Annotated in this window: 27 protein-coding genes; 8 read left to right on the top strand and 19 right to left on the bottom strand. The window is 66.2% G+C overall.

The features are described from left to right. Positions 1–106 precede the first annotated feature (106 nt). Together nusA and rimP are read right to left on the bottom strand one after the other, a co-directional pair. Positions 107–1,087 carry a transcription termination factor NusA gene (nusA, locus tag MUN23_RS01630; RefSeq protein ID WP_248761788.1) on the bottom strand — a complete coding sequence of 327 codons (981 nt, stop codon included), beginning with the start codon at positions 1,085–1,087 and terminating at the stop codon, positions 107–109. Beyond that, positions 1,087–1,701 carry a ribosome maturation factor RimP gene (rimP, locus tag MUN23_RS01635; RefSeq protein ID WP_248761789.1) on the bottom strand — a complete coding sequence of 205 codons (615 nt, stop codon included), beginning with the start codon at positions 1,699–1,701 and terminating at the stop codon, positions 1,087–1,089. The genes nusA and rimP overlap by 1 nt, the downstream gene beginning before the upstream one ends. A gap of 106 nt (positions 1,702–1,807) precedes the next feature. On the opposite strand from rimP, the gene MUN23_RS01640 reads away from it, so the two are divergent. The 3 genes from MUN23_RS01640 to MUN23_RS01650 are packed head-to-tail and all read left to right on the top strand — an operon-like array spanning position 1,808 to position 4,791. After that, a complete protein-coding gene (locus MUN23_RS01640) occupies positions 1,808–2,983 on the top strand; it encodes a DUF4439 domain-containing protein (protein ID WP_248761791.1) in 1,176 nt (391 codons plus the stop codon). Positions 2,984–3,034: 51 nt separating this feature from the next. After that, the gene (locus MUN23_RS01645; RefSeq protein ID WP_248761792.1) at positions 3,035–3,763 is read left to right on the top strand and encodes a VIT family protein; all 729 of its coding nucleotides are present in this window, start codon (positions 3,035–3,037) and stop codon (positions 3,761–3,763) included. Next, entirely contained in the window at positions 3,760–4,791 is a 1,032-nt protein-coding gene (locus MUN23_RS01650) for an aminoglycoside phosphotransferase family protein (RefSeq protein WP_248761794.1), read from the top strand. The genes MUN23_RS01645 and MUN23_RS01650 overlap by 4 nt, the downstream gene beginning before the upstream one ends. A gap of 41 nt (positions 4,792–4,832) precedes the next feature. Here MUN23_RS01650 and MUN23_RS01655 read toward each other — a convergent pair whose 3' ends face one another. The 3 genes from MUN23_RS01655 to MUN23_RS01665 form a co-directional block, all read right to left on the bottom strand. Further along, the gene (locus MUN23_RS01655; RefSeq protein ID WP_248761796.1) at positions 4,833–6,227 is read right to left on the bottom strand and encodes a pyridoxal-dependent decarboxylase; all 1,395 of its coding nucleotides are present in this window, start codon (positions 6,225–6,227) and stop codon (positions 4,833–4,835) included. 67 nt (positions 6,228–6,294) lie between these two features. Continuing rightward, entirely contained in the window at positions 6,295–7,089 is a 795-nt protein-coding gene (locus MUN23_RS01660; RefSeq protein WP_248761797.1) for a TSUP family transporter, read from the bottom strand. 9 nt (positions 7,090–7,098) lie between these two features. Beyond that, entirely contained in the window at positions 7,099–8,907 is a 1,809-nt protein-coding gene (locus MUN23_RS01665) for a proline--tRNA ligase (RefSeq protein WP_248761798.1), read from the bottom strand. A gap of 409 nt (positions 8,908–9,316) precedes the next feature. Between MUN23_RS01665 and MUN23_RS01670 the strand changes: the two genes are divergently transcribed. The 3 genes from MUN23_RS01670 to MUN23_RS01680 are packed head-to-tail and all read left to right on the top strand — an operon-like array spanning position 9,317 to position 11,510. Next, the gene (locus MUN23_RS01670) at positions 9,317–10,105 is read left to right on the top strand and encodes an ABC transporter ATP-binding protein (protein WP_248761799.1); all 789 of its coding nucleotides are present in this window, start codon (positions 9,317–9,319) and stop codon (positions 10,103–10,105) included. Between the two features lie 8 nt (positions 10,106–10,113). After that, the gene (locus tag MUN23_RS01675) at positions 10,114–10,857 is read left to right on the top strand and encodes an ABC transporter permease (protein WP_248763957.1); all 744 of its coding nucleotides are present in this window, start codon (positions 10,114–10,116) and stop codon (positions 10,855–10,857) included. After that, a complete protein-coding gene (locus MUN23_RS01680) occupies positions 10,854–11,510 on the top strand; it encodes a TetR family transcriptional regulator (protein ID WP_371875962.1) in 657 nt (218 codons plus the stop codon). Before MUN23_RS01675 ends, MUN23_RS01680 begins: the two co-directional genes overlap by 4 nt. 53 nt (positions 11,511–11,563) lie before the next feature. On the opposite strand, the gene MUN23_RS01685 is transcribed toward MUN23_RS01680, so the two are convergent. From MUN23_RS01685 to MUN23_RS01700, 4 genes are all read right to left on the bottom strand, one after another. Next, positions 11,564–12,454 carry a GNAT family N-acetyltransferase gene (locus tag MUN23_RS01685; protein WP_248763959.1) on the bottom strand — a complete coding sequence of 297 codons (891 nt, stop codon included), beginning with the start codon at positions 12,452–12,454 and terminating at the stop codon, positions 11,564–11,566. Beyond that, positions 12,417–13,583, bottom strand: coding sequence for a flavodoxin-dependent (E)-4-hydroxy-3-methylbut-2-enyl-diphosphate synthase (gene ispG, locus MUN23_RS01690; RefSeq protein ID WP_248761800.1), 1,167 nt, complete (start codon positions 13,581–13,583; stop codon positions 12,417–12,419). Before ispG ends, MUN23_RS01685 begins: the two co-directional genes overlap by 38 nt. Positions 13,584–13,629: 46 nt before the next feature. Next, the gene (locus tag MUN23_RS01695; RefSeq protein ID WP_248761801.1) at positions 13,630–13,923 is read right to left on the bottom strand and encodes a YciI family protein; all 294 of its coding nucleotides are present in this window, start codon (positions 13,921–13,923) and stop codon (positions 13,630–13,632) included. Positions 13,924–13,991: 68 nt separating this feature from the next. Further along, entirely contained in the window at positions 13,992–14,711 is a 720-nt protein-coding gene (locus MUN23_RS01700; RefSeq protein WP_248761802.1) for a TetR/AcrR family transcriptional regulator, read from the bottom strand. 84 nt (positions 14,712–14,795) lie between these two features. Between MUN23_RS01700 and MUN23_RS01705 the strand changes: the two genes are divergently transcribed. Beyond that, positions 14,796–16,274, top strand: coding sequence for an MFS transporter (locus tag MUN23_RS01705; protein ID WP_248761803.1), 1,479 nt, complete (start codon positions 14,796–14,798; stop codon positions 16,272–16,274). Between the two features lie 26 nt (positions 16,275–16,300). Here the strand turns inward: MUN23_RS01705 and MUN23_RS01710 are convergent, their stop codons facing one another. The 7 genes from MUN23_RS01710 to MUN23_RS01740 all read right to left on the bottom strand — a co-directional run bounded on the left by MUN23_RS01710 (position 16,301) and on the right by MUN23_RS01740 (position 22,592). Continuing rightward, on the bottom strand, positions 16,301–17,188 hold the full coding sequence (locus MUN23_RS01710; RefSeq protein WP_248761804.1) for an SMP-30/gluconolactonase/LRE family protein: 888 nt from the start codon (positions 17,186–17,188) through the stop codon (positions 16,301–16,303). Positions 17,189–17,231: 43 nt separating this feature from the next. Then, positions 17,232–17,771 (bottom strand): hypothetical protein, encoded by a 540-nt coding sequence (locus MUN23_RS01715; RefSeq protein WP_248761806.1) that lies wholly within the window; start codon positions 17,769–17,771, stop codon positions 17,232–17,234. Next, on the bottom strand, positions 17,768–18,433 hold the full coding sequence (locus tag MUN23_RS01720; protein WP_248761808.1) for a MarR family transcriptional regulator: 666 nt from the start codon (positions 18,431–18,433) through the stop codon (positions 17,768–17,770). The genes MUN23_RS01715 and MUN23_RS01720 overlap by 4 nt, the downstream gene beginning before the upstream one ends. Before the next feature lie 87 nt (positions 18,434–18,520). Next, positions 18,521–19,216 carry a hypothetical protein gene (locus MUN23_RS01725; RefSeq protein WP_248761809.1) on the bottom strand — a complete coding sequence of 232 codons (696 nt, stop codon included), beginning with the start codon at positions 19,214–19,216 and terminating at the stop codon, positions 18,521–18,523. A gap of 48 nt (positions 19,217–19,264) precedes the next feature. Further along, on the bottom strand, positions 19,265–20,596 hold the full coding sequence (locus MUN23_RS01730; protein ID WP_248761810.1) for an RIP metalloprotease: 1,332 nt from the start codon (positions 20,594–20,596) through the stop codon (positions 19,265–19,267). An 18-nt stretch (positions 20,597–20,614) separates the two neighbouring features. Then, entirely contained in the window at positions 20,615–21,799 is a 1,185-nt protein-coding gene (dxr, locus tag MUN23_RS01735) for a 1-deoxy-D-xylulose-5-phosphate reductoisomerase (protein WP_248761811.1), read from the bottom strand. A gap of 46 nt (positions 21,800–21,845) precedes the next feature. Further along, positions 21,846–22,592 (bottom strand): TSUP family transporter, encoded by a 747-nt coding sequence (locus MUN23_RS01740; RefSeq protein ID WP_248761812.1) that lies wholly within the window; start codon positions 22,590–22,592, stop codon positions 21,846–21,848. A gap of 46 nt (positions 22,593–22,638) precedes the next feature. Between MUN23_RS01740 and MUN23_RS01745 the strand changes: the two genes are divergently transcribed. After that, complete coding sequence (locus MUN23_RS01745) at positions 22,639–24,105, top strand: lipase maturation factor family protein (RefSeq protein ID WP_248761813.1); 1,467 nt, start codon at positions 22,639–22,641, stop codon at positions 24,103–24,105. A 32-nt stretch (positions 24,106–24,137) separates the two neighbouring features. Here the strand turns inward: MUN23_RS01745 and MUN23_RS01750 are convergent, their stop codons facing one another. Genes MUN23_RS01750 through MUN23_RS01760 form a run of 3 tightly spaced genes read right to left on the bottom strand, consistent with a single transcriptional unit; the run spans position 24,138 to position 26,355 of the window. Next, positions 24,138–24,977 carry a CoA ester lyase gene (locus tag MUN23_RS01750; protein ID WP_248761814.1) on the bottom strand — a complete coding sequence of 280 codons (840 nt, stop codon included), beginning with the start codon at positions 24,975–24,977 and terminating at the stop codon, positions 24,138–24,140. After that, positions 24,974–25,591 (bottom strand): MaoC family dehydratase, encoded by a 618-nt coding sequence (locus MUN23_RS01755; RefSeq protein ID WP_248761815.1) that lies wholly within the window; start codon positions 25,589–25,591, stop codon positions 24,974–24,976. Before MUN23_RS01755 ends, MUN23_RS01750 begins: the two co-directional genes overlap by 4 nt. Next, a complete protein-coding gene (locus tag MUN23_RS01760) occupies positions 25,588–26,355 on the bottom strand; it encodes a CoA transferase subunit B (RefSeq protein ID WP_104063090.1) in 768 nt (255 codons plus the stop codon). The genes MUN23_RS01755 and MUN23_RS01760 overlap by 4 nt, the downstream gene beginning before the upstream one ends. Position 26,356 lies beyond the last annotated feature (1 nt).

Below are 26,356 nucleotides of genomic sequence, written 5' to 3' on the forward strand. Positions count from 1 at the left end.
GGCCGTTAGGCGCGGTCATGTCTATTCTAGCCCCTCGGGCCAGTTCTGCCCGAAACCGGGGCTTCGGCCGAAGGCATCCGCCGCCGGCCGCCGCCCCGGAACCGGATTAGCTTTCGCGCGGAGGGGCAGCGTCCGAGACGATATCGATCCGCCAGCCCGTCAGCTTGGCCGCCAGCCGGGCGTTCTGACCCTCTTTGCCGATGGCCAGCGAGAGCTGGTAGTCCGGGACCACCACACGCGCGGAGCGGGTGGCCTCGTCCACGATGGTGACCGAATTCACACGCGACGGGGAAAGTGCACTGGCAATAAACGTTGCCGGATCCTCGCTGAAGTCGACGATGTCGATTTTTTCGTCGTTCAGTTCCGTCATAACGGCGCGGACGCGGGAACCCATTTCGCCGATGCAGGCGCCCTTGGCGTTGATGCCCTGGGTGTGGGCCTTGACCGCGATCTTGGTACGGTGGCCGGCCTCGCGGGCCAGTGCCACGATCTCCACCGAGCGGTCCGCGATCTCCGGGACCTCCAGTTCGAAGAGCTTCCGGACGAGGCCCGGGTGTGAACGGGACAGGGTGACGGACGGGCCCTTGGTGCCGCGGTGGACATCGATAACGATGGCGCGGAGCCGGTTGCCGTGGATGTACTTCTCCCCCGGCACCTGTTCGGGCGGCGGCAGCAGGGCCTCCACCGAACCCAGGTTGACCTGGATCATGTGCGGGTTGTTGCCCTGCTGGATCAGGCCGGCCACAAGTTCACCCTCGCGGCCCTTGAACTCACCCAGGATGGCGTCGTCCTCGACGTCGCGCAGGCGCTGCAGGATGATCTGGCGTGCGGTGCTCGCCGCGATACGGCCGAAGCCCGCAGGCGTGTCCTCGAACTCGCCAATGGGGGCGCCGTCGTCGTCGATCTCCACGGCCCAGATGGTTACGTGGCCGCTCTTGCGGTCCAGCTCGGCCCGGGCCTTCTCGAAGGCTCCGGGCGATTTGTGGTACGCCACCAGGAGCGCCTGCTCGATGGTGGGGATCAGGAGGTCCAGCGGAATTTCGCGCTCACGCTCCAGTAGTCTCAGCGCGCTCATGTCAATATCCATCAGGCCTCCTCAGAAGGTCCATTGTGCTCAGGTTCCAGACCAGCTTCTTCGAGGTGGCTGAATTCGATCTCGACTTTTCCGTTGCGGATCCTGTCGAAAGGAAGAATTTGGGGCTCGCCCTGCTTGGGCTTCATGCCCTTCTTGACGGCGATCTCCGGGATGATGGTGACGCCGGACTCGTCCACGGACTGGACCCTGCCGGTGACGTTTTCGCCCTGGATGACGTTGACCTTGACCATCCGGCCCCGGGCGCGGTGCCAGTGCCGGACTTCGGTGAGGGGACGCGCGACGCCCGGGGAGGAAACCTCGAGGTCGTAGGGGCGCCCGTCGTCTGCGGGATCATTGTCCAGGACGTCGGAGAGGACCCTGGAGATGTCCGCGATGACATCGAGGTTTACGCCGCCGGTTTCCTCCTGCGGCAGGTCAACCACCACGTGGACCACTCGGTGTGAACCGGCCAGGATGGACACGTCCTCGAGGTACAGGCGGTTGGCCTGGACCGCCGGTTCCAGCAGCGCCCGGAGCCTGACGGCTTCGGGATTGTTGGCGGGCGCAGCAACAGCGGTACCCGTTCCGGTAGCGTCTGATGAAGTCGTGGCTTCTGCATTACTCACGATGCCGGCCGCCTTCCAATAGATGATGTTGTGACTACTAGCCTAACGATTTTCCAGCCACAGTGGTGCACGAAGATTCGCATCAGGCGTGAGAACATGGTCTGTTGTGAAAGACGACACGCAGGAAACCGGCCGCCGCAGGCGTTATTTCCAGTACGCCGTTTTTGCGCTGGCCGCGCTTCTGGTGGTGAGCCTCGGATTGGTGCTCATCCCCCGCGAACCGTCCCCGCCTGCGGCGCCGCCGTTTTCCGAGCAGGCAAGGGCCTCCGCGTTCGCGGATTCCCTGACCCTCAGGGCCGCTGGCCTGGACCTCGAAGGCACTGCCGGCGCCACTGCGCCGGCCCCACAGGCGGCCGCCCTGGCCCGGATTGTGACTTTGCTGACTGTCCAGGCCCGGGCGTTGATGCTGCCGGCTGATGCGGCCGGCGATCCTGCCCTGGACGGCGCGGCTACTGCCCCCGTCCGTGCCCCGTCCACGGCGCTGACCACCGTCCCTGCCCCGTCCACTGTCACGCCGCCGTCCACCACCGCGGACTTCGCCGCTGCCCTCCACGCAAGCGGGACACAGCGGCTCCACGATGCCGAAACGGCCGACGGCGGCATGGCCCGCCTTCTCGCCGGGACCGGTACTGCCCAGCTTCTGGCTGCAGAGGACCTGGCCTCGGCGACCGGGATCGCGTTGGCTGCACTTCCGGGTTCCGGCCCCTCCTCCCCCGCATCGCCGGCGCACACCCTGCCCGTTTCGGCTCCAGCAGCCGGCTGTGCCAGCGAAGCAGCCGACCCCGCCGCCAGCACTGGCGTGGACCTCGGCTCAGCCTTGGCCTCGGCCGTGCAGGGCGAGCTGGAACTGGTCTACGCGTACCAGGCCGCGCTGACCAGGCTTAACTCCGGGTCCGCTGCACCGGCGTCGATCTTCCTGGCCCAGCACGGCGTCCTCCGGGGCGAAGCGGAGGCCATGGGCAGGTCCCGCTGCGCCACGGTACCCCCGAGGCAGCCCGGCTATGTCCTGAGCCAGGCGTTCCTGGCCGACCCTGCAGATGGGCTGGGAACCCTGGAGTCGGGGACACTTCCGGTACTAGGCGACGTGGTGGCGCTCAGCGAGGGGCGCGAACGGGTATGGGCACTCTCGGCACTTCAGTCGGCGGCCCGGCGGACCGTCCATTGGCGTGCGTCGCCAGGCCCGGTCCCCGGCCTGGTCCTGGACGAAGCACTCCTGCCGCCACTGCCGGAGCCTGTATCAACTCCCGGGACTTCCACAACCAGCACTCCCGGCAATTCGTAGCCAAGGCACGGCACACTGGCCAGGCGCAGGCACTAATGCTTTGCTGGAGGCATGGACAGTGCCGGCGCCCCCGCCCTTCATGAGAATGAGCCCCACCAAAACGACGTCGCTCAGCGCCTGAACTGGCTGCGAGCCGGCGTGCTGGGTGCCAATGACGGCATCGTCTCGGTCGCCGCAATCGTGGTGGGCGTCGCCGGTGTCACCACGCAGTCCGGACCGATCCTCGTCGCCGGCACGGCCGGCCTGGTGGGTGGAGCGGTATCCATGGCCCTGGGCGAGTACGTGTCCGTCAGCAGCCAGAAGGACAGCCAGCGGGCCCTGATCGAAAAGGAACGCCTGGAACTGCAGGAACAGCCGGAGGAAGAGCTGGAGGAACTCGCGGCGATCTACCAGGGCAAGGGGCTGAGCCTGGACACAGCAAGGAAAGTAGCGCGGGAGCTGACGGCCCACGATGCCCTGGGCGCGCACCTCTCCGCCGAACTGAACATCGACGAAACAGACATTGCGAGCCCCTGGAATGCAGCCTTTGCTTCGGCAATTGCGTTCGTCACCGGCGCCATCCTGCCGATGGCCGCCATCCTGCTGCCACCGGAGAACATCCGGGTCCCCCTGACGTTCGCGGCCGTGCTGGCGGCCCTCGCTGCCACCGGGGCGCTGGGCGCCTGGATCGGCGGCGGTTCGAAGCTGCGGGCCGCCGCCAGGGTGGTGGCGGGCGGGGCTTTGGCCCTGGCTGCCACGTTCTCCATCGGCAACCTGCTTGGCGCAAGCGGCGTCCTGTGAGTGTCCAGATTGGCGTGCCGATCCCGCCAGCCCTCAGCGGGCGTTACAGCCACAGCAGCGCGGGACGGGCCTGGCTTTCCTCCCTCCCGGGACTGGTGCAGGGGCGGCTGGAGCATTGGGAACTGACTGTTGACCTGGAAGCCGGTGCGCTCCCGTGGCATGGCCACGGCGGCGTGGTGATTCCAGTCCGCCGGACGGACGGGACACCGGCGGCGCTCAAAATCGCGTTTCCCCACGATGAGGCACGGATGGAACGCCATGCGCTGGCACTCTGGGGCGGCTCCGGCGCCGTCCGGCTGTTGGAATCCGACGCCGGAACGTGCGCCATGCTGCTTGAGCGGCTGAATGCGGACTCCTCGCTCCAGACCCTTCCGCTGGATCAAGCGGCGGTGGCGTGGGGCAGCACCGTGCGGCAGTTGGGACTGGTGCCGGACGGCCGGCCGCAGTGGCAGGAGTTCGATCACATCGCCGGGCGGGCCGAACAATGGAGCGATGACCTGCCCGCCGACTGGGAACAGCAGGGCCGCCCGTTCCCGCGCTGGCTACTGGAGGCGGCCCTGGAAGTCTGCCAGACCCGCGGCGCCGTTGGACGCCGCTCGGGCCGCGATGTCCTGGTCCATACGGACCTGCATTTCCTGAACATCCTGGCCCGGCCCCACACCATCAGCGGAGGGCTGCCCGGGGAGGCCTTTGTCGCCATCGACCCGCAGCCCATGATCGGCGAACCGGAGTTCGCGGTGGCACCGCTGCTGTGGAACCGCCTCGACGACCTGCCCCGGAGCGATCCGGCCGGAGGGTTGAGGCGGCGGTGCCAGGACTTCAGCGCCGCGGCCGGCCTCGACGCGGAAGCTGCGCGCCAGTGGGCCGTGGCACGCGAAGTGGAGAACGCCCTCTGCTACGCGTCCTTGCCGCGCCACCAGGGAGATCTGGCCCGGTCACTCTGGGTGGCCAGCACCCTTGCCGGACGGACCCTCGATGGTCTCCCCTCTGCGCATGCCCTGCCTGAGCCGGGCCAGGGCGACAGCTGAGCGATGGGTGCCTCCCGGGCGGGACTGTGCCTCGCCGGCGGTCAGCCCGCTGCCCGCACAGCCGCCAAAGCGGAGCTGACCGCCTCGACGGCAGTGCCGACGTCGTCCGCGTCAGTGCTCCAGTTACTGACCGAGACGCGCAGGACATCCCTGCCCTGCCAGCGTGAACCGGACATCCAGACCTTGCCGTCCTCGATCACCCGGGCTGTCACGGCGCGTGTGGTGGCATCGTCCCCGAAGGCGAGCGAAACCTGCGTATAGTCCACCGTGTTGAGCACCTCGATGCCCTCGAGTGCGGCGAGTTGTTCTGCCAGTTGACCGGCGAGCAGCACCATCTCACGGACTTGGTGCGCCACGCCCTCCCGGCCAAGCGACCTCAGCGCCGCCCACACTGGCACACCGCGGGCCCGGCGCGAGAGCTCGGGGACCTTTTCAAGCGGGTCGGCCGCACCGTCGGCGGCCCGGATCAGATAGCTGGCATGCACGCCCATGGCCGAGCGCAAGGCTGCGGCGTCCCTGACCACTGCTATGCCGCAGTCGTAGGGAACATTGAGGGTCTTATGCGCGTCGCTGGCCCACGAGTCCGCCAAGTCCATGCCGTCGGTAAGCGCGGCAAGTTCGGGCACGGCGGCGGCCCAGAGCCCGAAAGCCCCGTCCACATGGACCCAGGCGCTGTGGGACTTCGCTACGGCGACAGCCTCGATGAAGGGATCGAAGGCTCCCGAGTGCAGGTTCCCGGCCTGGAGGCACACGAGCGCCGGGCCGGTGGCTGCGGACAGCTGCCGGTCCAGCTCGTCGGGAAGGATCCTGCCCTGCCGATCCGCCGGTACCGTTGCTGGCCGCCCCAGCCCCAGATACCGCAGGGCCAGATCGACCGAGTCGTGGCGTTCCTGTCCGACGAGACAGCGGATGAGCGGTGCGCCGAATAGCCCGTCGCGCTCCAAGTCCCAGCCGGCGTCGGCGAGCAGGCTCCAGCGGGCGGCGGCCAACCCGGCGAAGTTGGCCATCGTGGCTCCGGTGACAAAGCCGACGTCGGATCCGTCCGGGAGGCCCAGAAGGTCAACGAGCCAGCGCCCGGCCGCGTCCTCGATGGCCGCCATTGCAGGCGCGGAGACGCGGAGCACCGCGTTCTGGTCCCACGCGCTGACCAGCCAGTCGGCTGCCAGGGCGGCGGGCAGCGTTCCGCCGATCACCCAGCCGAAAAAGCGCCCGGAGGGCATGGCCATCAGCCCCGGTTCGGCCTTGTCCGCCAGGTAGTCAACCACAGCTGCGGCAGACATGCCTTGCTCGGGAAGGGGTCCGCCGAAGGCAGCCGCGAGATCGTGGGCGCTTTGGGCGGGCCCGACGCGCCTGTCCGGCAGGCTCGCCAGCCACTCACCGGCGCGACGGGCCGCGGCTGACAACGCTTCCGAATAGGGTTCCCCGCCTGCGGACATACCTGCATGGTACGCCCGGCCAAGCAGGGCTGCGACGGATACAGGCTACGCGGTTTCCGCCACCCGGTCAGGCGAAGTTTTCCTGCCAGACGTCGACGCCGAGTTTGATGATCAGGGCGCCCACCACCAGCAGGAATACAACGCGGATGAAGCGGCTACCCTGCTTCACGGCAGTCCGCGCGCCCAGGTAGCCGCCGGCCATGTTGGCCAGGCCCAGCAGCAGCCCGACACCCCAGAGGATTGACCCATGGGGCAGGAAGAACAGCAGGGCGCCGGCGTTCGTGGCCATGTTCACGATCTTGGCTTTGGCGCTTGCCTCCAGGAAGGCATAGCCCATCGCCGAGACGAGCGCGATGATGAGGAAGGAGCCGGTGCCCGGTCCAATCAGGCCGTCATAGAAGCCAATCACGGCCCCGATCATGCATGCCACCACGTAGTGCGTGCGGCCATCGTGCCGCAGCACGGTGAGGTCACCGACGTTGGGCTTCAGCGCCGTAAAAAGCGCCACGACGACCAGCGCCACCACGATGATCGGCTTGAAGACACTCGCCGGCAGCGTGGCGGCCAGCACCGCCCCGGCGAAACTCCCGGCAAGGGCGATCACCGCCATGGGCACGGCTGTCCGAAGGTCCGGTTTCACCCGACCGTAGTACGTCACAGCACTCGTGGCGGTGCCGAAAATTGACCCCATCTTGTTGGTGGCCAAGGCCTGGACCGGCGTAATCCCGGGTACCAGCAGCATGGCCGGCAGCTGGAGCAGACCGCCGCCGCCCACCACGGCGTCCACCCAGCCGGCAGCAAATCCAGCCACCACAATCAGGATGATCGTGGTGAGCTGGATCGACTCGAACCCGGAAATCACCGCCGCAGGTCAGCTGCGGACGGCGGTGACCACATAGTCAACGGCCTTGTCCACGGCCACGTTCTCCGCTTCGCCGCTGCGGCGGTCCTTGATCTCGACAACGCCGTCCACCAGGCCGCGGCCGACGGCCAGGATGGTGGGGACGCCGACGAGTTCCGCATCGCCGAACTTTACGCCCGGGGAGACCTTCGGCCGGTCATCGTAGATGACGTCCAGGCCAGCGGCCTCGAGTTCCAGGGCCAGCTGCTCGGCGGTGGCAAAGATTTCCTCGCCGCGGCCGACAGCCACTACATGGACATCGGCGGGGGCAACGGCGCGGGGCCAGACCAGACCCTTGTCATCGTGGTTGGATTCGGCCAGTGCGGCGACGGCACGGGTGACACCAACACCGTAGGAGCCCATGGTAACCACCACCTGCTTGCCGTTCTGGTCCAGGACCTTCAGTTCGAGGGCCTCAGCGTACTTGCGGCCCAGCTGGAAGATGTGGCCCATTTCGATGCCGCGGGCCGTCTCCAGCGGACCGGAGCCGTCCGGGGCCGGGTCACCCTCGCGGACGTCGGTGCACTCGATGACGCCGTCCCAGGTGAAGTCGCGGCCGGCGACCAGGCCGTACACGTGCTTTCCGGCTTCGTTGGCCCCGGTGATCCAGGCCGTGCCGCTGACAACGCGGGGATCCACCAGGTAGAGGAGCTTGGTTGAGCTTTCGCTGCCCAGCAGGGGTTGGTCCAGCGTCAGGCCGGGTCCAAGGTAGCCCTTGACGATGAGGGGCTGCTTCTTGAGGTCGTCGTCGTTGGCTGCTTCGATCGTGATCTCGCCGCCGATGGGTAGGAAGGAACCGAGGTTGGCTTCCACACGCTTCAAGTCAACGCCGCGGTCACCCGGCAGTCCGATGACCACAAGCTGGCGCTCACCAGTGGGCAGGGTGACGGCAAGAACCACGTTCTTGAGGGTGTCGGCGCCAGTCCACGCGCCGCCGTCGGCCTCGCTCCGGGGAGCCAGTTCGTTGGACGCGGCAACCAGCGTGTCGATGGTGGGAGTGTTCGGGGTATCGAGGACCTCGGCGGCAGGGGCGTTGCTGAAGTCGATGTCGGCCGGAACAACGGTGGTGACGGCCTCAACGTTGGCTGCATAGCCGCCGGCGGAGCGCACGAAAGTGTCTTCGCCGATCTCGGTGGGGTGCAGGAACTCTTCGCTCTTGGACCCACCCATGGCGCCGGCGGTGGCCGCAACGGGAATGACTTCCAGGCCCAGGCGCGCAAAGATCTTCAGGTAGGCGCCACGGTGGGCGGCGTAGCTGGCGTCCAGGCCGGCGTCGTCCACGTCGAAGGAGTAGGAATCCTTCATGATGAACTCGCGGCCGCGCAGCAGGCCCGCGCGGGGGCGTGCTTCGTCGCGGTATTTGTTCTGGATCTGATACAGGCTCAGGGGCAGGTCCTTGTAGGACGAGTACAGGTCCTTGACCAGAAGCGTGAACATTTCCTCGTGCGTGGGGGCCAGCAGGTAGTCGGCACCCTTACGGTCCTGGAGCCGGAACAGACCCTCGCCGTATTCCGTCCAGCGGTTAGTGACCTCGTAGGGCTCGCGCGGCAGCAGCGCCGGGAAGTGGACTTCCTGGGCACCGATGGCGTCCATTTCCTCGCGGACGACTGCCTCGACCTTGCGCAGCACGCTCAGCCCCAGCGGAAGCCAGGTGTAGATGCCGGGCGCCGCGCGGCGGATGTAGCCGGCCCGGACCAGGAGCCGGTGGCTGGCGACCTCAGCGTCGACGGGATCTTCACGCAAGGTGCGCAGGAAAAGCTTGGACATTCTTGTGACCACGGGTGGGTTATCCGTTTCTGGGGAGTAGCTGCTGGAAAGCAGAGCCGGGCAATTCTTCTGGGTACTAATCTACCGGCTATCCACGGCACGCCAGGCGGCGGAACCTGAGCCGGGCCAGAGCCGCGGGGGCGGGACGCAATAGAGCCACGCCCGGCATGCAAAGCCCCTGGCCGTAAACGGCTGGTCATTACATGCGGACGTGGCTCCATGGCCGTTGACGCCTAGGTACTGGTGAGGACTGGTGAGACCGCCCACCCACTCCAGCGCAGCTAGATCGAACATATGTGATAGCCGACACATCCACAAGAGTTTTTCCATTCGAAGTAATTGACGGCCGCCTTTGGCAGGTCTAGTTTGAATTCATCACCTGGTGAATTCAAACGCGGACTCCCAGCATTCGGAGGCATTAATGTCCCATTCAGCAGCTACCGCCCCGGCCGCCACGGAAGCCAGCATCGCTGTGGCCGCCACCACCCTGCACGTCACACGGGGAAAGGTTACCGTCCTGCGCGGCTTGGACTTTGCCATCCAGGCAGGCGAGATCACCGGGCTGCTGGGCCCGTCCGGCAGCGGCAAAACCACGCTCATGCGGGCCATCATGGGCGTCCAGATGCTCACGTCCGGCTCGGTCCAAGTGCTGGGGCTGCCCGCCGGGCACCCTGACCTGCGACACCGGGTGGGTTACGTGACCCAGTCCCCCAGCGTGTATCCGGACCTCACGGTCGAAGCCAATGTCCGCTACTTCGGCGCCATGCACCGCAAGGGCCGCGCCGAGGCCGCAGAGGCGATCGCCGCCGTCGGGCTTGATCCGCAGGCCAGGCAGAAAACCGGTGACCTCTCCGGCGGACAGCTGAGCCGGGTGTCGTTGGCCTGTGCCCTGGTGGCTCGCCCGAGCCTGCTGGTCCTGGATGAGCCAACCGTGGGCCTTGATCCGGTGCTCCGGGCTGACCTGTGGGACCGTTTCCGGTCCATGGCCGAGTCCGGGACCACCCTGCTGGTTTCCAGCCATGTGATGGAGGAAGCCAGCCATTGCGGATCACTCCTCCTGCTGCGGGAAGGAAAGCTCCTGGCGCAGCTGACGCCGGCGGAATTGAGTCAACGCGGGCACAGTGCCGATCTGGAGAAGGCTTTCCTGCACATCATCCAGGACACCGCCGAAGTGCCCAGCGGTTCCCCCGAAAGGACGGTACGGTCATGAACCTGTTGATGCTATTGGCCACCACCCGGCGCGTCCTGGACCAGCTCCGGCACGACCACCGCAGCATCGCGCTGATCCTGGTGGTCCCTGCGCTGCTGCTCACCGCCGTGTACTTTCTCTATGAGAATGAAACGCTGCCGCCGGGTATGCCCAGGACTTTTGACCGGGTTGGCCTGATGATGCTGGCGATCTTCCCGTTTGTGGTTATGTTCCTGGTTACGTCCATCACGATGCTGCGGGAACGCACCTCTGGAACCCTGGAACGGCTGCTGACCACTCCCATCCACAAGGCGGACCTGCTGTTCGGCTACGGGCTGGCATTTTCCATCATGGCCGCCCTGCAGTCGCTGGTGGCTGCCGCCGTCGCCTACTGGATCTTCGGGCTCGACATCCAAGGCAGCCCGGGACTGGTGGTCATGATTGCCGTGATCAATGCGGTTCTTGGCGTCGCGCTGGGGCTGCTCTGTTCGGCCTTCGCCCGGACGGAATTCCAGGCCGTGCAGTTCATGCCGGTGGTGGTAGTCCCGCAGATCCTGCTCTGTGGCCTCTTTGTGGCCCGCGAAAGGATGAACGAGGCCCTCGAGGCTGTGTCGAATGTCCTTCCACTGACTTTTTCGGTGGATGCACTGCAGGAGATCGCCGCCAACACCGAGCCCACAGACCAGCTGTGGATGGATGCCGGAGTCATCGTGGCCATTGTCCTGGCGGTCCTGGTGCTCGCATCCCTGACCCTGCGGCGGCGGACCGCGTGAACGGACAGCATGATCCGGCGGGCGCCCCGGGTCCCAGAGGCGGCGCGGCTGGTACGGGACGGCGGGGCCGGCGCGGCGGGGCCACCGAGTCGAGGGAACAGATCCTGGACACAGCCCGGAGGCTTTTCGCCGAACACGGCTTCGAAGGGACCAGCCTGCGCCAGATCGCCCGGGAAACCGGCGTGGACCCCGCAATGGTCCACCATTTCTTCAAGGGCAAGGACGAGCTTTTTGCGCTGAGTGTGGCACTGCCGGCCGACCCGGAGAAGGTCCTGGCAGGCGTCGACGGCTACTTGCCAGAGGACCGGGCAGAGGCGATCGTGCGGGCCGTGCTGCGCTTGTGGGAGAGCCCGGCCCAGCACAGTCTGGTGGCCTTCCTCAGGGGAACCATCGGCTCCAAGGCCAAGACGTTGCTGCTGCGGGAACTGGTGCAGCGGACCATCCTCGGCCGGATCATGGCAGGAGTCCCCGGCCCGCCCGGAGAAGTGGCCATGCGCGGAAACCTTGTGGCCACGCAGATGGTTGGGGTGATGCTGGTCCGGTATGTGGTGCGGCTGGAACCGCTCGCGTCTGCCTCGCCCGACGACGTTGTGCGGCTCGTGGCGCCGAACGTCCAGCATTACCTGACGGGTGACCTGAAAGCTGACGGGTGAACCGGCGGCGGGTGGCCTGAAAGGCGGCGACGCTGAGGCCAGCGACCTGGCGGCTAGAACAGAACCGTAGCGAAGGTGCCAACCTGGCGGAAGCCCACGCGCTCGTACGTGGACCGCGCCCGGAGGTTGAAGCCGTTGACATACAGGCTGGTGACGGGGGCAAGCGTGCGCGCCTTCTCCACCACGGCAGCCATGTAGCCGGCGCTCAGACCCTGTCCGCGGTAGCCGGGGTTCATCCATACACCCTGGATCTGCGTGACGTCGGCCGTCACAGCTCCCAGCTCGGCCTTGAACACAACGTCGCCGGAGTCGTTGACGTGTGCCAATGAATGGCCTTGCCGGATGAGGCCTTCCACGCGGCGGCTGTAGAACTCCTTGCCTCCGAGGAACGGCGAGTAGCCCACTTCCTCTTCGAACATGGCGGCGCAGGCAGGAAGGATCCGGTCAAAATCGGCCAGCCGGCCAAGCCCCAGATCCGCGTTCGGCTCCACCGACGGCGGACCGCACAGCGTCATCAGCGGCTGCTCATCCCGCACCTCGTGGGCCGCATGCCCCAGTTCAGCCAGCTCAGCATGGAGGGCAAGGACGGCATCTGCGGGGCCAAAGGCGGAGGCGAATCGGCGGCCGGAATTGCTTGCTGCGGCAGCGACTAGCCCGGCAAATTCGGGGTCAAGCTGGACCGGGACCAGGTTTGCCCCTGCCCAGCACGCGCCGACCAGGATGCCGTCGTCGAAAACTCCCAGGACGCCGGCACCACCAGCAGTGGGCGCGGCAGAGCCAGCCGCCCGGAGGTGCGCCAGGATAAAGACATTGGCCACCGGATCCTGCGACGCCAGGCGCCGCAGGGCAGCGGTGTCCGCGCCGGCGAGGGTCCGGACGGATGTTCCCGCCGGCGCGGCGTCCTCCTTATGAGACGCTAACCACGGGGCTACCCTTGACAGCATCTTCGCCATCGGCCTCCCCCATCTCTTCAGCTATGCGCATGGCCTCTTCGATCAGTGTCTCAACAATCTCGCTCTCAGGCACAGTCTTAATGACTTGGCCCTTCACAAAGATCTGCCCCTTGCCATTGCCGGACGCCACACCCAGATCGGCTTCGCGGGCTTCGCCCGGTCCGTTGACAACACAGCCCATCACTGCCACGCGGAGCGGAATTTCCATGCCTTCCAGCCCTGCGGTGACCTGTTCCGCAAGGGTGTACACGTCCACCTGTGCACGGCCGCATGACGGGCAGGAGACGATTTCCAGTTTGCGCGGACGCAGGTTCAGGGACTGGAGGATCTGGTTGCCCACCTTGATTTCCTCCACCGGAGGCGCCGACAGGGAAACCCTGATGGTGTCGCCGATGCCCTTGGCCAGGAGCGCCCCGAAGGCTGTGGCGGACTTGATGGTGCCCTGGAAGGCGGGGCCGGCTTCAGTGACGCCCAGGTGCAGGGGCCAGTCGCCCTGCTCAGCCAGCATCTCGTAGGCAGCAACCATAATGACCGGGTCGTTGTGCTTGACCGAGATCTTGAAGTCGCTGAAACCGTGCTCTTCGAACAGCGACGCTTCCCAGACGGCGGATTCCACGAGTGCCTCGGGGGTGGCCTTGCCATACTTCTTCAGGATGCCGGGCTCCAGCGATCCGGCGTTGATGCCGATCCGGATGGAGGTCCCGTGGTCCTTCGCCGCGCGGGCGATTTCCTTGACCTGGTCATCGAACTTGCGGATATTGCCAGGGTTCACCCGCACTGCCGCGCAGCCGGCCTCAATCGCCGCGAAGACATACTTCGGCTGGAAGTGGATGTCCGCAATGACAGGGATCTGGGACTTGCGAGCGATGATGGGCAGCGCCTCTGCATCATCGGCCGACGGGCAGGCCACGCGCACGATGTCGCAACCGGAGGCGGTGAGTTCCGCGATCTGCTGCAGGGTGGCGTTGATGTCCGTGGTGGGCGTGGTGGTCATGGACTGCACACTGATGGGCGAGTCCGAACCGACCCCGACGGAACCCACCTTGATCTGCCGCGTCTTGCGGCGGGGGGCGAGGACGGGCGGCGGTGCTGACGGCATTCCCAGGCTGACCGAGGTCACGTGGACTCCTTGGGTAGGTGTTTCGGTAGTGAAAAGGGTCCGGGAATCAGGAGGCGTGCGCGGCCAGGAGGCCGATCACGGGGGTCCACTCGGTTGTCCGGATCCCGGCAATGGTGCCGGCGACGGCGAACGGGTCCTGCTTGAGGAGATCGTTCAGCTGGGTTTCTTCCTGGACCTTGAAGATCAGCAGGGCGCCTGCCCCGTCACCGTAGGGTCCGCTGGTCAGCAGCTGGCCCCCGTCCGCCAGACCCGCCAGCCAGGCTCGGTGCGCGGGGCGGTGATCATCACGGACGGCGGAGGAATCGGCGGCGTACACATACTCAACGGCAAAAACAGTCATAAAGACACCCTATCCCCAGGGGTGGGCTGTCGCCGATCCGGAGATACGCGTCGGGGCACGGCTGGGCGTCAACCCTGAGCGGCCAGGCCCCGGATCACGGTGGCCACGGCGAAGTCGAACTCGTCTGAGACGTTGTTCCACTCTCGTTGCAATTCCGCAGTCAGTCGGGGGTAGGCGCGTGCGCCGAGGGCCGGGAGCAGTGCCATGAACGAGTCGGCGGCACTCGCGCCGGACGAAACACTCCGCATCAGCGCCGCATGGTTCCGCACGATCCCCTGAAGCAGCAGCGTTGCACTCAGTTGCGCGGATTGGGACAGCGGCGAGCCGGCAAGAGTGTTGAGCAGGGACTCGATCCACTCCAGGCTGTTGGGTGTACGGGGCATCCCCGTGACCACGACGTCGCTCAACCACGGGTGGCGGACGTAAGCATCGAGCAGGGCGACGGCCCAGTTTCGGGCATCGCGGCTCCACTCGCTTGACGGCTCGGTCGACGGCGGGTGGCCGACGGCACGGTCGACCATCAGCTCGATGAGCGTCTCCTTCGAATCGACGTACCGGTACAACGCGGTGGCTGCGAGGCCAAGCGGTGCAGCGAGGGACGCCATCGACAGCCCTTCGAGCCCGTCTTCGTCGGCGATTCGGATCGCCTCGCCCAGGATCCGGTCGGTGGTGTATTTGGGCTTCGGGCCGCGGTTTGTGGCCGCGCCCAGCCCCCAGGCGAGCCTGATCACGTGGGGCAGGGCTGCGATTTGCAGTGACTCTAGCTCGGCTTCTCGCTGACTGTGCACAGGAGTCACAGTATCGTGTTTTAATTGTGCATGTAATACACAGTAGATTCGTCACAATTTACTCACCTAAGGGGAATACTTGTCATGAGAAGACAACCGCTGGCCATGGCCGCGCTGCTCTGCGCGTCGTTCATGGACGTGATGGACACGATGATCACGAACGTCGCGCTGCCGTCGATCCAGGCCGATCTAGGGGCGGGCCAGGTGGAACTCGAGTGGACAATTGCCGGCTACATGATCGCTTTCGCGACGACCCTCCTGCTGGGCGGGCGCCTCGGAGACAGATACGACCGACGGGCCCTGTTCACCTTCAGCCTCGCCGGGTTCGTCGTTGCGTCGCTCGGCGCAACCATGGCGTGGAGCGGTCCGTCCCTGGTGGGATTCCGGATTGTTCAGGGAGCGATGGCAGGGTTGATGATCCCGCAGGTGCTCGCCTACGTCCAGGTGCTCTACCCGGCAGAAAAGCGTGCGCCCTTATACGCCGCCATCGGCTCGATGAGCGTTCTGGGCACCGTGGTCGGCCAGCTTCTGGGCGGCTGGCTGGTCACGGCCAACGCGTTTGGACTGGGCTGGCGGAACATTTTCCTGATCAATATTCCGGTTGGTTTGCTCGCACTGGCTGTCGCGTTCATTTGCCTTCCGCGGTCGGTTGACGCGAAGCGGGATCGCCTGGATGTTGCCGGGGCAGTGCTCTCGGGCGGCGCAATCTTCATCCTCGTTTTCGCGCTGACCACAGGACACCTGAACCGGTGGGCCTGGTGGATCTGGGTACTGATGGCCGCGGCGGGCCTGCTCTTCGCGTGCTTCCTCGTGCACGAGCGCCGGCTGACCCGATTGGACCGGGCACCGCTCGTCTCAAGCCGGCTGATCGGGGTGAGGCCGTTCTCGGCATCGGCCCTAGTGCAGCTGCTCTTTGCCTTTGGCTCGGGCAGTTACGCGATGGTGCTTGCCTTCTACCTCCAGCAGGTAGTGGGGCTAAGTCCTCTGGCATTTGGGTTGGTTCTGCTACCGATCAGTGTTGGCGCGATGGCCGGTTCGGCGGTCGCGGTGCCGCTGAGCAAGCGCTTCGGAATCGGGTTGATCGTCACGGGCGGCCTCGTTCAAGCACTCGCGTGGGCGTGGGTCAGACTCGCCATAGAGGCCGGCTCCCCCCTGGATCCCTGGACCCTCGTACCGCCCCTGACGCTGGCCGGCATCGGACTCATTTGTGTGGCCATGCCCCTCGTTGACATCGCCCTGCGCGAGGTGGCCCCGGACCTGGCCGGTGCCGCATCCGGAGTGCTCAACACTATTCAACAAACCGGGTCCGCCCTGGGAATAGCCGCAGCCGGCGGCCTTTACTTCGCGATCCAGGAAGCTTCCGGCCCGCGCGTCGCCGAAATGGGTGCGCTCTGCGTCCCGGTGGCCTGTTTCGTGCTGACTTCCTGCGCCGGCCTCTGGCTCGGGAAGACATGCCGAGGGCTCCCAGCCCGCACGCAGGATTCCACACCGGGCGTGGCAGCAGGCTGGTTCCTGGACGAGAACGGCGACGAGATGGCCATGCACCACAAGGACGTCGTTTGACCCTTCAATCTGATCAACCTGACGGGCTATGCGGGGTACGCGGCACCGGTGAAGGTCACGCGGATGGAGTACAGGTCTCCGGCCGAATTCGTAATGAACAGATTGTTGCGGCGCTGCCCGCCAAAGACCAAGTTCGAACAGGCTTCGGGGAGCAGCAACTTGCCGAGCAGCGTGCCGTCCGGGTGGAAGCAATGCAGGCCGTCCTGGGCGGCAGCCCACACCCGGCCGGCGTGGTCCAGGCGGATGCCATCGAACCAGCCGGAGGCAAAAACATCACCTGCCACGAGGGTGTGGTCCGATGCCACGTCGAATCGTCGGATCTGTCGTCGTCGGCTGTCCACGATGTAGAGCTGACGCTCATCGGCGGAGAAAGCCAATCCGTTGGGGCGTTCGAAGTCGTCGGCAACGATCCGCAGGTCGCCGGTTTTCGGATCGATCCGGTAGACGTGGTCAGCGCCGATCTCGGATTCGGCGCGGTGGCCTTCGTAGGCATCACTGATCCCGTAGCGGGGTTCAGTGAACCAAATCGAGCCGTCGCTGCGGGCCACGATGTCGTTGGGGCTGTTGAGCCGCTTGCCGTCGTAGAGGTCAGCGAGCACGGTGATGGAGCCGTCGTGTTCGGTGCGGGTCACCCGGCGGCTTCCCTGCTCGCAGGTCAGGAGCCGGCCCTGACGGTCGACGGTGTTGCCGTTGGCATAGCCGGAAGCGTGCCGGAACACGCCGACCTGGCCTATCGTTTCGTCCCAACGAAGCATCCGGTCATTCGGGATGTCGCTCCACACCAGGTAGCGGCCGGCCGGAAAGTATGCCGGCCCTTCCGTCTTGCGGCTGCCCCGGTGGAGCACCTCAACATATTCGTCGCCGCCGCAATCGGCGAAACGGTCATCGAAGGACTCGAACTGCGCCTTGATCATGCCGGCCTTCCGTAGGTTTCCATAGGCACGCTAACAGGCCGGTTCACTGCAGGAACACTACCTTGATCACTGCCGCCGTTCCCGCAGCCCACAGCATGGAAGTGAGCGTTCCGATGATGAACCGCTCCGCAGCCACGGGGGTCTCTTTCAATTCGGCGAACCTGCCCAGGCCCTTGATGGCAACGATGTAGGCAATGGCCACCGGCTGTCCGGTCAGGATGGCCACGCAGACGCCCAACCGTTCCAGGACTCCGATGATTGCCCCACCCCGCAGGATCCGCTGGGCCGGCAGCGGCGGCGCCACCTGAGGAACGCCCGACGGCGGCTGGCCGCCACCCGTGGTCAGCTCGCCGTCGACGGTTTGCCCGCCTTTGTGATGATCCGTACCGGCCCGCGGGGCTTCCGAAACGGTGTCTACCGTGACGTCGGCTGAGGGGTCCTGGGCTGATGCGTCCTGGTCCGACTTGGTGGCCGCGTCCGCTTTGTCGTCAATGGTCCTGGCGAGCCGGAACACCAGTGCGGTCACAGGCCATCCTGCGAATCCGGCCACCAACAGGGCAACTGCGATCCAGAGTGCGTTCACCGGTCTCCTTCAATCTGGGAATGGGCGTGGTCCAGGAGCATCGCCGCGGCTGGCCTGGCGGCCCATTCCTCAAGCCAGCCGGACCTGAGCACAGCACGGCTCACCGACTGCTCCGTGATTCCCAGTTCCTGGGCCACGCGTTTCTGGCTGCCGTGCTTTCCATCGCCGCCCTGGAGCGCGCGCAACCGGTCCACCACCCGCCACTGGGCTGGTGTGCGTTGCTGCACCACCCGTCCGATCAGGCGAAGCACCGCCTGGGCATTTGCACTGGTCATGGCTCCCTCCTTGGCGTGGGGAGGCATCTCCCGTCCACGGCCAATACTGCCGGACACCACCGACAATGGCACCTGACCAGCCGAGCCCTTGGCGAGTTCCACGGCCTTTCGCGCCGCCACAAAGCCGCTCCCGGAACCTTCCCGGGGGCTTCCGCCCGGGGTGAGCTGTACGGCCCCGATCCCGATCCCGACGTACCAGTGCCCGCTCCGGAGTGCGTACAAGGCGATCTCCACTACGTCCTCGGCATGTTCCACCACACCCTGGAGTTCATCACCCACGGACCGTTCGAAGGGCGCCGGTGTGAGGCTGCGCAGTGCGGCGATCAGATCGGGAACACGGTCGACGTCGGCAGTGCTGCCTCGCTGGTCGATGGTCAGTACGTACATGCCCTAACCGTACGCAGGTGATCACTAATAATCAATCAAAAATAGCTGATTATTAAATATCAGCCAATAAAGGCTGATTATCGAGAATCACCTGATATGATCAGGCGCTGTCGTGGCCTGCCGGGATCCGCTCCAGGCGATCCACCCACCGGCGCCTGCCATCAGTACGGCCCCGGCGGCCTGGGACGGCAGGCTGCTTCCCGTAGTTGCCTGCCCCAGGACAACGCCCAGGACGTAGAACACCACAGCGCCGGCCGCCCAGAGGGCCCCGGCCCAGCGCGGCAGCACGTGGGAACGCCATACCGCGATCCCCAGCAGCACCGTACCAACGAATGCGAGCAGCAGGCCCAGCAGGAACGCGCCGGTCATGGACGCCGGGAATTCCAACTGCATCACGTCCTGGTTTCCGCCCAGGTATGCCTTTCCGATCGCGGGGGTGGCGAACGTGGAAATCACCGCCGGCACAAGCAGCAAAGCCGTGCCGGCAACAGCTGTGACCATCGAGGCGATTGCCAGGCGCCCCGTCCTGCTGTTGGCCATGGAACAGCCCAAAGCAAAGAAACCGAACAGGGCCAGGATGGTGCCTGCGGTACTGCCGAAAAGATGGCTGATCTGGTACGCATCGGAGCTGACAAAACGGGCCCACGCCTCCGGGTCCTTCGCCTGGTCCGGCTGCGGGTCCAGCGTGGACCAGGCGGTGACAAGCCACGAGACAGGCAGCGCCCACAACCCGGCCCTGATCCAGCGGCTGATGCTCTTTGAATGGACGGCGAACGTGGCCATGTTTCATGGTAGATCCGGGACATCCGTCCAGCCAGGCGTCCGCAGGAGTCAGCCGAACAGGTTCACCGGCTTCACGATGTCGGCATAGATCAGTAGCAGACTCATTCCCATCAGCAACGTGGCCACCACGTAAGTCACGGGAAGCAGTTTGGCGATGTCGAAAGCGCCCGGATCCGGTTTGCCGAACAGCTTGGCCACCCGTCGCCGCGCCCCCTCGTACAGCGCTCCGGCCACATGGCCGCCGTCGAGCGGAAGCAGCGGGATCAGGTTGAAGACCGCAAGCGCAAAGTTCAAGCCGGCGAGCAGCCCTATCAGGGCGCCAATCCTGGACTGGATCGGAACTTCCTCCATGGCCGCCACTTCACCGGCCACGCGCCCCACGCCCACCACGCTGATGGGGCCGTTGGGGTCGCGCTCTTCCTCGCTGAAGGCCGCCTTGGCAACGCCCACCACCCGGGCGGGCAGATTGAAGACGACGCCGGCCACTTGCTTGATGTTTTCGCCCGCCATGGGCAGGACGGACGACGCCGGCTGGGGAACCAGTTCGGTCTGCGCGCCGATGCCCAGGAAGCCGACGTCCTGGTACAGGAGGGTGCCGGCGTCGTCCTTTGCCTGGCGTCCGTCCACGCCGACGACGGGGCGGGCGGAGAGCACCGGCGTCACCGTGGTGGTGACGGGCGCGCCGTCGCGCTCCACAGTGATGCTGACTTCCCTGCCCGCGGAGGCCCGGATCCATTCGGTCAGCTCGTCCCAGCCGGTGACAGCGTTCCCGTCAAAGGAGGTGACCACGTCGTTGGGCAGGAGCCCGGCGGCGGCGGCGGGGGTCAGCTGGCAGTCCGGGGAATCAGGATCAACGGTCTCGCCGGCCGCCACCTGGCATTTGGAGACGTCGGCGATGGTGGTGGTGGCCGTGGCCATGCCGAAGCCCATCAGCAGGACGGCGGTCAGGACCACGCCGATCAGCAGGTTCATGGCCGGCCCGCCCAGCATCACGATGATTTTCTTCCACACCGGCAGCCGGTAGAACACCCGGTTTGCGTCCTCCGGGCCCACTTCCTCGTGTGCCATGGACCGGGCTTCCGTGGCCAGGGTCTGGAACATGCCGGTGCTGGAGGGGCGGACGGTTCCGTCGTCCTTGTTGGGCGGATACATGCCGATCATGGACACGTAGCCACCCAGCGGGATCGCTTTCACGCCGTATTCAGTTTCGCCCTTCCGCTTGGACCACAGGGTGGGGCCGAAGCCGATCATGTACTTGGTGACGCGCACCTTGAACAGCTTGGCGGGCACCAGGTGCCCCACTTCGTGCAGCGCAATGGACGCGGCAATGCCGATCGCCACAAAGACGACGCCGAGGATAAAGAGGAGAACGGGGCTCATGCGTGGATCTGCTGCTTCCTAGAGACTGCTGACTGCTAAACGTTCGTGGGCACGCGTGCGTGCCCAGTCTTCAGCATCCAGTACCGACTCCAGCGTCAGCACGGAGGATCCTGAATGTTCGCTGAGGACAGCATCGATGGTGTCCACGATTTCGGTGAAGCGGATGCGTCCCGAGTGGAACGCCATGACTGCTTCCTCGTTTGCCGCATTAAAGACGGCGGGAAAAGTACTCCCCTGCTTGGCGGCGTCCTTGGCCAGGTCCACGGCCGGGAAAGCGACGGTGTCCAGCGGTTCGAACGTCCAGCTGGTGGCTTTGGTCCAGTCGCACGGGGAGGCCGCCTTGGGGACCCTGTCCGGCCAGCCCAGCCCTAACGCAATGGGGAGGCGCATGTCCGGCGGGGACGCCTGGGCGATGACGGACCCGTCGATGAACTGGACCATGGAGTGGACCACCGACTGCGGGTGGACCACAACGTCGATCCGGTCCAGCGGCACGTCGAAGAGCAGATGGGCCTCGATGAGCTCAAGGCCCTTGTTGACCAGCGTGGCCGAGTTGGTGGTGACCATCAGCCCCATGTCCCACGTGGGGTGCGCCAGGGCCTCTTTCGGCGTCACGTCGTGGAGCTGTTCCCTTGTCCGGCCGCGGAACGGCCCTCCGGACGCCGTCAGGATGAGCTTCTCAACCTCGGCCGCGGAGCCTGAGCGCAGGCACTGCGCGATCGCTGAGTGCTCGGAATCCACCGGCACGATCTGCCCCTCGCGGGCGGCAGCCTTGACGAGCGCTCCGCCTACGATCAGCGATTCCTTGTTGGCCAGCGCCAGCGTTGCACCTGACTTCAGGGCGGCGAGGGTCGGGGCGAGCCCGATGGAGCCGGTAATGCCGTTGAGCACCACGTCCGCTTCTACTGCGGCGATGCGGGCCGAGGCGTCCAGGCCGGCGATGATTTCGGGCCGGTAGTCCTGCCGCCCGGCGAGGCGGGCAGCCTCGGAGATCAGGTCCCGCAGCTGCCGCGGATCCCCCGCGGCGATGCCCACAGCGGCGGCACCGGTGTGGACGGCCTGGCTGGCCAGGAGCTGCAGGTTCCTTCCGCCGGCGCTGAGCGCCACTACCTCAAAAAGGTGCGGGGCGCCGTCGACGACGTCAATCGCCTGGGTGCCGATGGAACCGGTGGATCCGAGGATGACGATTCTGCGAGGCTGCATTGGTTAAGTATCCCGCACCCGGGCCCGCACCTGGCCCGCGGTCCGGTCAGCCCGCCGCCAGCTCGATGAAACCCTTGGCCAGCGTGGACACGGCTCCGATGTAGGCGATGGCCACAACGATCCGCCGCACGGCAGCCGGTTTGACCTTGCCGGACAGCAGATCGCCCGCGATGATTCCCGCCACCATGGCGGCCAGGATACTGAGCCATTGCCAGCCATCCAAGCCGGGAACATGTCCACCGGATAGTACGTACTTGATCACCAGGGAAGACAGTCCGGTGGTCACGAAATAGGGCTGGAGGGTGGCGCCGAAACTCTTCTGCTCCCACCGCGTGGCAATGGCGTACGCGGTGATGGCCGGCCCGCCGACGCCCGCTGCCGCGTTCATCAGTCCGCTGGTGAAGCCGAGGGAGACCATGGGAACGGGGCCGCTGGCACGCCATGAGCTGCGGGTCAGCCGCTGCGAAGCCAACAGGGCGATGATGAGGAGGATGCCGATGCAGATCTCCAGCGGCGCTTCGGCCACGTTGCTGGCCAACCACGCACCCGGCAATACCCCTGCGAGGGCCGCGAGCGCCAGTCCGAAGTAGCGCTTCCACTCCACATGCCGCCAGACCCTGGAGAGGATCAGGAGGGATGAGGCTGCGCCGCACAGGTTGATGATCATAACGCCGTCGAAGGGGCCGAGCAGCACCACCAGGACGGGAGAGACGAGAAGGCCGAATCCGAGGCCGGCCAGCCGCTGGGCCAGTGCCCCTGCAACAACGGCAATGAGCACCAATGCAAACACCATCCGATCCTAGTGGGCGGACAGCGACGCCGGGCGTAACGTGGACTGCGTGGACTGGGTTTCCTGGTTCGATGCGCCGGAGTACGGATTCGCCCGGCAGGTGCTGCAGCGAGGTGTGGCGGCACTGTTCTTCGTTGCGTTCCTGTCCTCCCTGAACCAGTTCCCTGCGCTGCTGGGCGAACGTGGCCTGCTGCCGGTTCCGGACTATCTGGAAGGGTTCAGCGCGCGCCGGCGGCCCACGCTGTTCCGTTGGCGCTATTCGGACCGGCTGCTGCGTGGTGTCTGCCTCACCGGACTGGCAATTTCCGCCCTCCTGGTGGCCGGCATCCCCCAGCTTGGGCCACCGTGGGTTCCGCTGATCGCCTTTCTGGCCCTGTGGCTGCTTTACATGTCGATCGTCAACGTGGGGCAGACGTTTTATGGCTTCGGCTGGGAAATGCTGCTGTTGGAGGCCGGGTTCACGGTGGCCTTCCTTGGCTCGGACCAGACGGAGCCGCCGCGCACCATCCTGATCCTGATGGCCTGGCTCGTGTTCCGGCTGGAGTTCGGCGCCGGGATGATCAAGATCCGCGGCGGCCGGGAGTGGCGTGACCTGACCGCTCTCTACTATCACCATGAAACGCAGCCGATGCCGGGGCCGCTGAGCCGCCAGGCCCATCTCCTGCCCAAACCCTTCCACCGGCTGGAGGTCCTGGGGAACCATTTCGCCCAGCTCGTGGTGCCGTTCTTCCTCTTCGCACCGCAGCCCCTGGCAAGCGCCGCCGCCGGAATCATCATCTTCACCCAGCTGTGGCTGGTGGCCAGCGGCAACTTCGCGTGGCTGAACTGGATGGCCATTGTGCTGGCCTTCGCCGCGGTCAGCGACCCCGTGGCCCACGCCGTCTTGCCGTTCCTGCCGCTGGACGGGCATCCTGAGGCAGGCAGCCGCGGCAATCCCCCGTACTGGCTTGCCATCACCCTGGTGGCCACAATGCTGCTGGTAGTCCTGAGCTACTGGCCCGTGCGCAACCTGCTCTCCAAGGGGCAGCTGATGAATGCCAGCTTCAACCGCTGGCAGCTGGTCAACACGTACGGCGCGTTTGGCACCGTGACCAAGCACCGCGTCGAGATCGTCGTGGACGGCACCCTGGACGAAGAACCTGAGGACTCAGCAGACTGGCGCGAATATGCGTTTAAGGGCAAACCCGGAGATCTCCGCCGGCTGCCCCGCCAGTGGGCGCCCTACCACCTGCGGCTGGACTGGCTGATGTGGTTCCTGCCGTTGCGAACCGTCCACGAGGAGTGGTTTTACGCGTTCCTCACGAAACTGCTGGAGGCGGACCAGCGGACGCTGCGGCTACTCCTCGCCGACCCGTTCGACGGCGATCCGCCGCGCTGGGTGCGTGTCACCAGCTACCTGTACCGTTTCGCCACCAGGGCTGAGTTCCGGGAGACGGGCGAGCGCTGGGTCCGGATGCCGCTCTATGAGGCCATCCCACCGCTTTCGCTCGGCGGTTCCCGGAGGCGCCGGCGGTGATTCCGGCCGTGGCGATTCCCGCTCCGGTGGCCCTAGGAGTTGATGCCTGCCCGGCGGATGGTGGCCTCCGCGTGCTTGAGGATGGGGCCGTCGATCATTTTGCCGCCGTGCTGGAACACGCCGGATCCGGCAACAGCCGCGACCCGAAGCAGTTCTGTGGCGGCGGCGACGTCGGCCTCGGACGGGGCGTAGGCGCCCCGTACAACGGCCGCCTGCGTGGGATGGATGCAGGCTTTGGAGCCGAATCCTGACGCTGCGGCATCCGCGGCCTCCAGAGCCAGCCCGTCAAGGTCCGGGATGTTGACGTACACGGCATCCACGGCTTCTTTCCCGAAAGCCCGGGCGGCGAGCAGCACCGCGGACCGGGCATGCAGCGCCACGGCGCGGTAGCCGCCGTCGTCCGCTCTGCTGGACGTACCGCTAAGGGAAGCCAGGAGGTCCTCGGCGCCCCACATCAGTGCCACCACGTTGGGGGCAGCCGCGATGGCGGGCGCGTTCAGGACCCCGACGGCGGTCTCGCACAGGGCGATGACGTGGTAGTCCGCCAGGGCTTCGAGCTGGGCCGCACTCTCAGCCTTGGCCAGCATCACAGTGCGGTACGGCGTGTGGGCCAGGCAGTGCAGGTCCTTCTCGAACTCGTCGGTGCCGGCCGGGTTGATCCTGATGATGGTGCGGCTGGGATCAAGTTCGGGCCCGTCCCCGGCAGCGCCCAGCTGGGCCAGGATGGCGCCGCGCGCCCGTTGCTTGTCCGCAGGTGCCACGGCGTCCTCGAGGTCCACGATGACGGCGTCGGCGCGTTGGGCGGCCTTGGGGAAGCGCTCCGGACGGTCGGCAGGGCAGAAGAGCAGGGCGGGACCCATCACAAATGTCATACGGACATTGTCCTCTTTTCGGGGCCCGGCAGGCTCCCCTTTTCAGCTCCCGCCGCAGGCTGCACCTGTTGTCCAGAGGACTGCGCCATATGGGCGGCCCGGGTCCACATCAGGCAGCTCCGTGTGGCCAGCGCCACCACGGTGCCGTCCTGGTTCCGGCCGGTGTGCTGCATGGTCACAATCCCCTGGCCGGGACGCGATCCCGAGAGCCGCTTGCCGGTGATCACCGTCTCGGTGTAGAGCGTGTCCCCGTGGTAAAGCGGGTGCGGGAAGGAGACGTCCGTCAGGCCCAGCTGCGCGATGATGGTGCCCTGGGTGAGCTGGGAGACTGACTGCCCCACCAGGGTGGACAGCGTGAACATGGAGTTCACCAGCCGCTGGCCGAACGGCTGCCCTGCGCTCCAGGCGGCATCCAGGTGCAAGGCCTGGGTGTTCATGGTGAGCGTGGTGAACAGGACGTTGTCCGCCTCGGTTACGGTGCGGCCGGGCCGGTGCGCGTAGACAACGCCTTCTTCGAGTTCGTCAAAGTACAGGCCGCGCTGCTCGATGACCCGGGGGGCGGGGGTGGTTTCGCCCGGACTGTCGGGGGTTGAGCCTGCCGAAGCCCCGCTCATACGGTGAGCTCCTGATCCTCTTCGAACAGCTCGGCGCCGGTGGCGGCCGCCACATCTTCCACGGAGACGTTGGGGGCCAGTTCGCGGAGAACCAACCGGGAACGCCCGCCTTCCGTGACGACGTCGATCACGGCGAGATCGGTGATAATCCGGTCCACGCAGGCCTTGCCGGTCAGTGGCAGCGAGCAGTGCTCCACGATCTTGGGGTTGCCGTTGCGGTCCACGTGTTCCATCATCACGATCACCTTCTTGGCGCCGAAGACCAGGTCCATGGCCCCGCCCATGCCTTTGACCATCTTGCCCGGGATCATCCAGTTGGCCAGGTCCCCGTTCTGCGCCACTTCCATGGCGCCGAGCACTGCCACGTCCACGTGCCCGCCGCGGATCATGCCGAACGACGAGGCGGAGTCGAAGAACGCGGCCCCCTTGTTAACGGTGACTGTTTCCTTGCCGGCGTTGATGAGGTCCGGATCCACCGCGTCCTCGCTGGGGTACGGTCCCACGCCCAGGATCCCGTTCTCCGAGTGGAGCACCACCTCGACGCCCGCCGGGATGTAGTTGGGAATGAGCGTGGGCATGCCGATGCCGAGGTTGACGTACTGCCCGTTGCTGAGCTCCCGGGCCACCCGGGCGGCCAGTTCGTTGCGCGTCCACCCTTTGGCCTCCGGGTTGGTGCCTTCCGGATGGCCGACGGTGGCACGCCGGTATTCGGGCCGTACGGCTTCGGGGCGGGGAGGCGCTCCCTGCGTGCTGCTGGACTCCATG

The sequence above is a fragment of the Pseudarthrobacter sp. SSS035 genome (assembly GCF_023273875.1).
Taxonomy (GTDB): Bacteria; Actinomycetota; Actinomycetes; order Actinomycetales; family Micrococcaceae; genus Arthrobacter.

Coding starts and splice junctions, on each gene's coding strand:
- MUN23_RS01655 (WP_248761796.1), bottom strand. CDS start 6,227: ATGTCCGCAGGCGGGGAACCCTATTCGGAAGCGTTGTCAGCCGCGGCC.
- MUN23_RS01760 (WP_104063090.1), bottom strand. CDS start 26,355: ATGGAGTCCAGCAGCACGCAGGGAGCGCCTCCCCGCCCCGAAGCCGTA.
- MUN23_RS01705 (WP_248761803.1), top strand. CDS start 14,796: ATGAGAAGACAACCGCTGGCCATGGCCGCGCTGCTCTGCGCGTCGTTC.
- nusA (WP_248761788.1), bottom strand. CDS start 1,087: ATGGATATTGACATGAGCGCGCTGAGACTACTGGAGCGTGAGCGCGAA.
- MUN23_RS01645 (WP_248761792.1), top strand. CDS start 3,035: ATGGACAGTGCCGGCGCCCCCGCCCTTCATGAGAATGAGCCCCACCAA.
- MUN23_RS01750 (WP_248761814.1), bottom strand. CDS start 24,977: ATGACATTTGTGATGGGTCCCGCCCTGCTCTTCTGCCCTGCCGACCGT.
- dxr (WP_248761811.1), bottom strand. CDS start 21,799: ATGCAGCCTCGCAGAATCGTCATCCTCGGATCCACCGGTTCCATCGGC.
- MUN23_RS01740 (WP_248761812.1), bottom strand. CDS start 22,592: ATGGTGTTTGCATTGGTGCTCATTGCCGTTGTTGCAGGGGCACTGGCC.
- MUN23_RS01725 (WP_248761809.1), bottom strand. CDS start 19,216: ATGGCCACGTTCGCCGTCCATTCAAAGAGCATCAGCCGCTGGATCAGG.
- MUN23_RS01675 (WP_248763957.1), top strand. CDS start 10,114: ATGCTATTGGCCACCACCCGGCGCGTCCTGGACCAGCTCCGGCACGAC.
- MUN23_RS01670 (WP_248761799.1), top strand. CDS start 9,317: ATGTCCCATTCAGCAGCTACCGCCCCGGCCGCCACGGAAGCCAGCATC.
- MUN23_RS01730 (WP_248761810.1), bottom strand. CDS start 20,596: ATGAGCCCCGTTCTCCTCTTTATCCTCGGCGTCGTCTTTGTGGCGATC.
- MUN23_RS01685 (WP_248763959.1), bottom strand. CDS start 12,454: ATGCTGTCAAGGGTAGCCCCGTGGTTAGCGTCTCATAAGGAGGACGCC.
- MUN23_RS01720 (WP_248761808.1), bottom strand. CDS start 18,433: ATGTACGTACTGACCATCGACCAGCGAGGCAGCACTGCCGACGTCGAC.
- MUN23_RS01755 (WP_248761815.1), bottom strand. CDS start 25,591: ATGAGCGGGGCTTCGGCAGGCTCAACCCCCGACAGTCCGGGCGAAACC.
- MUN23_RS01710 (WP_248761804.1), bottom strand. CDS start 17,188: ATGATCAAGGCGCAGTTCGAGTCCTTCGATGACCGTTTCGCCGATTGC.
- MUN23_RS01695 (WP_248761801.1), bottom strand. CDS start 13,923: ATGACTGTTTTTGCCGTTGAGTATGTGTACGCCGCCGATTCCTCCGCC.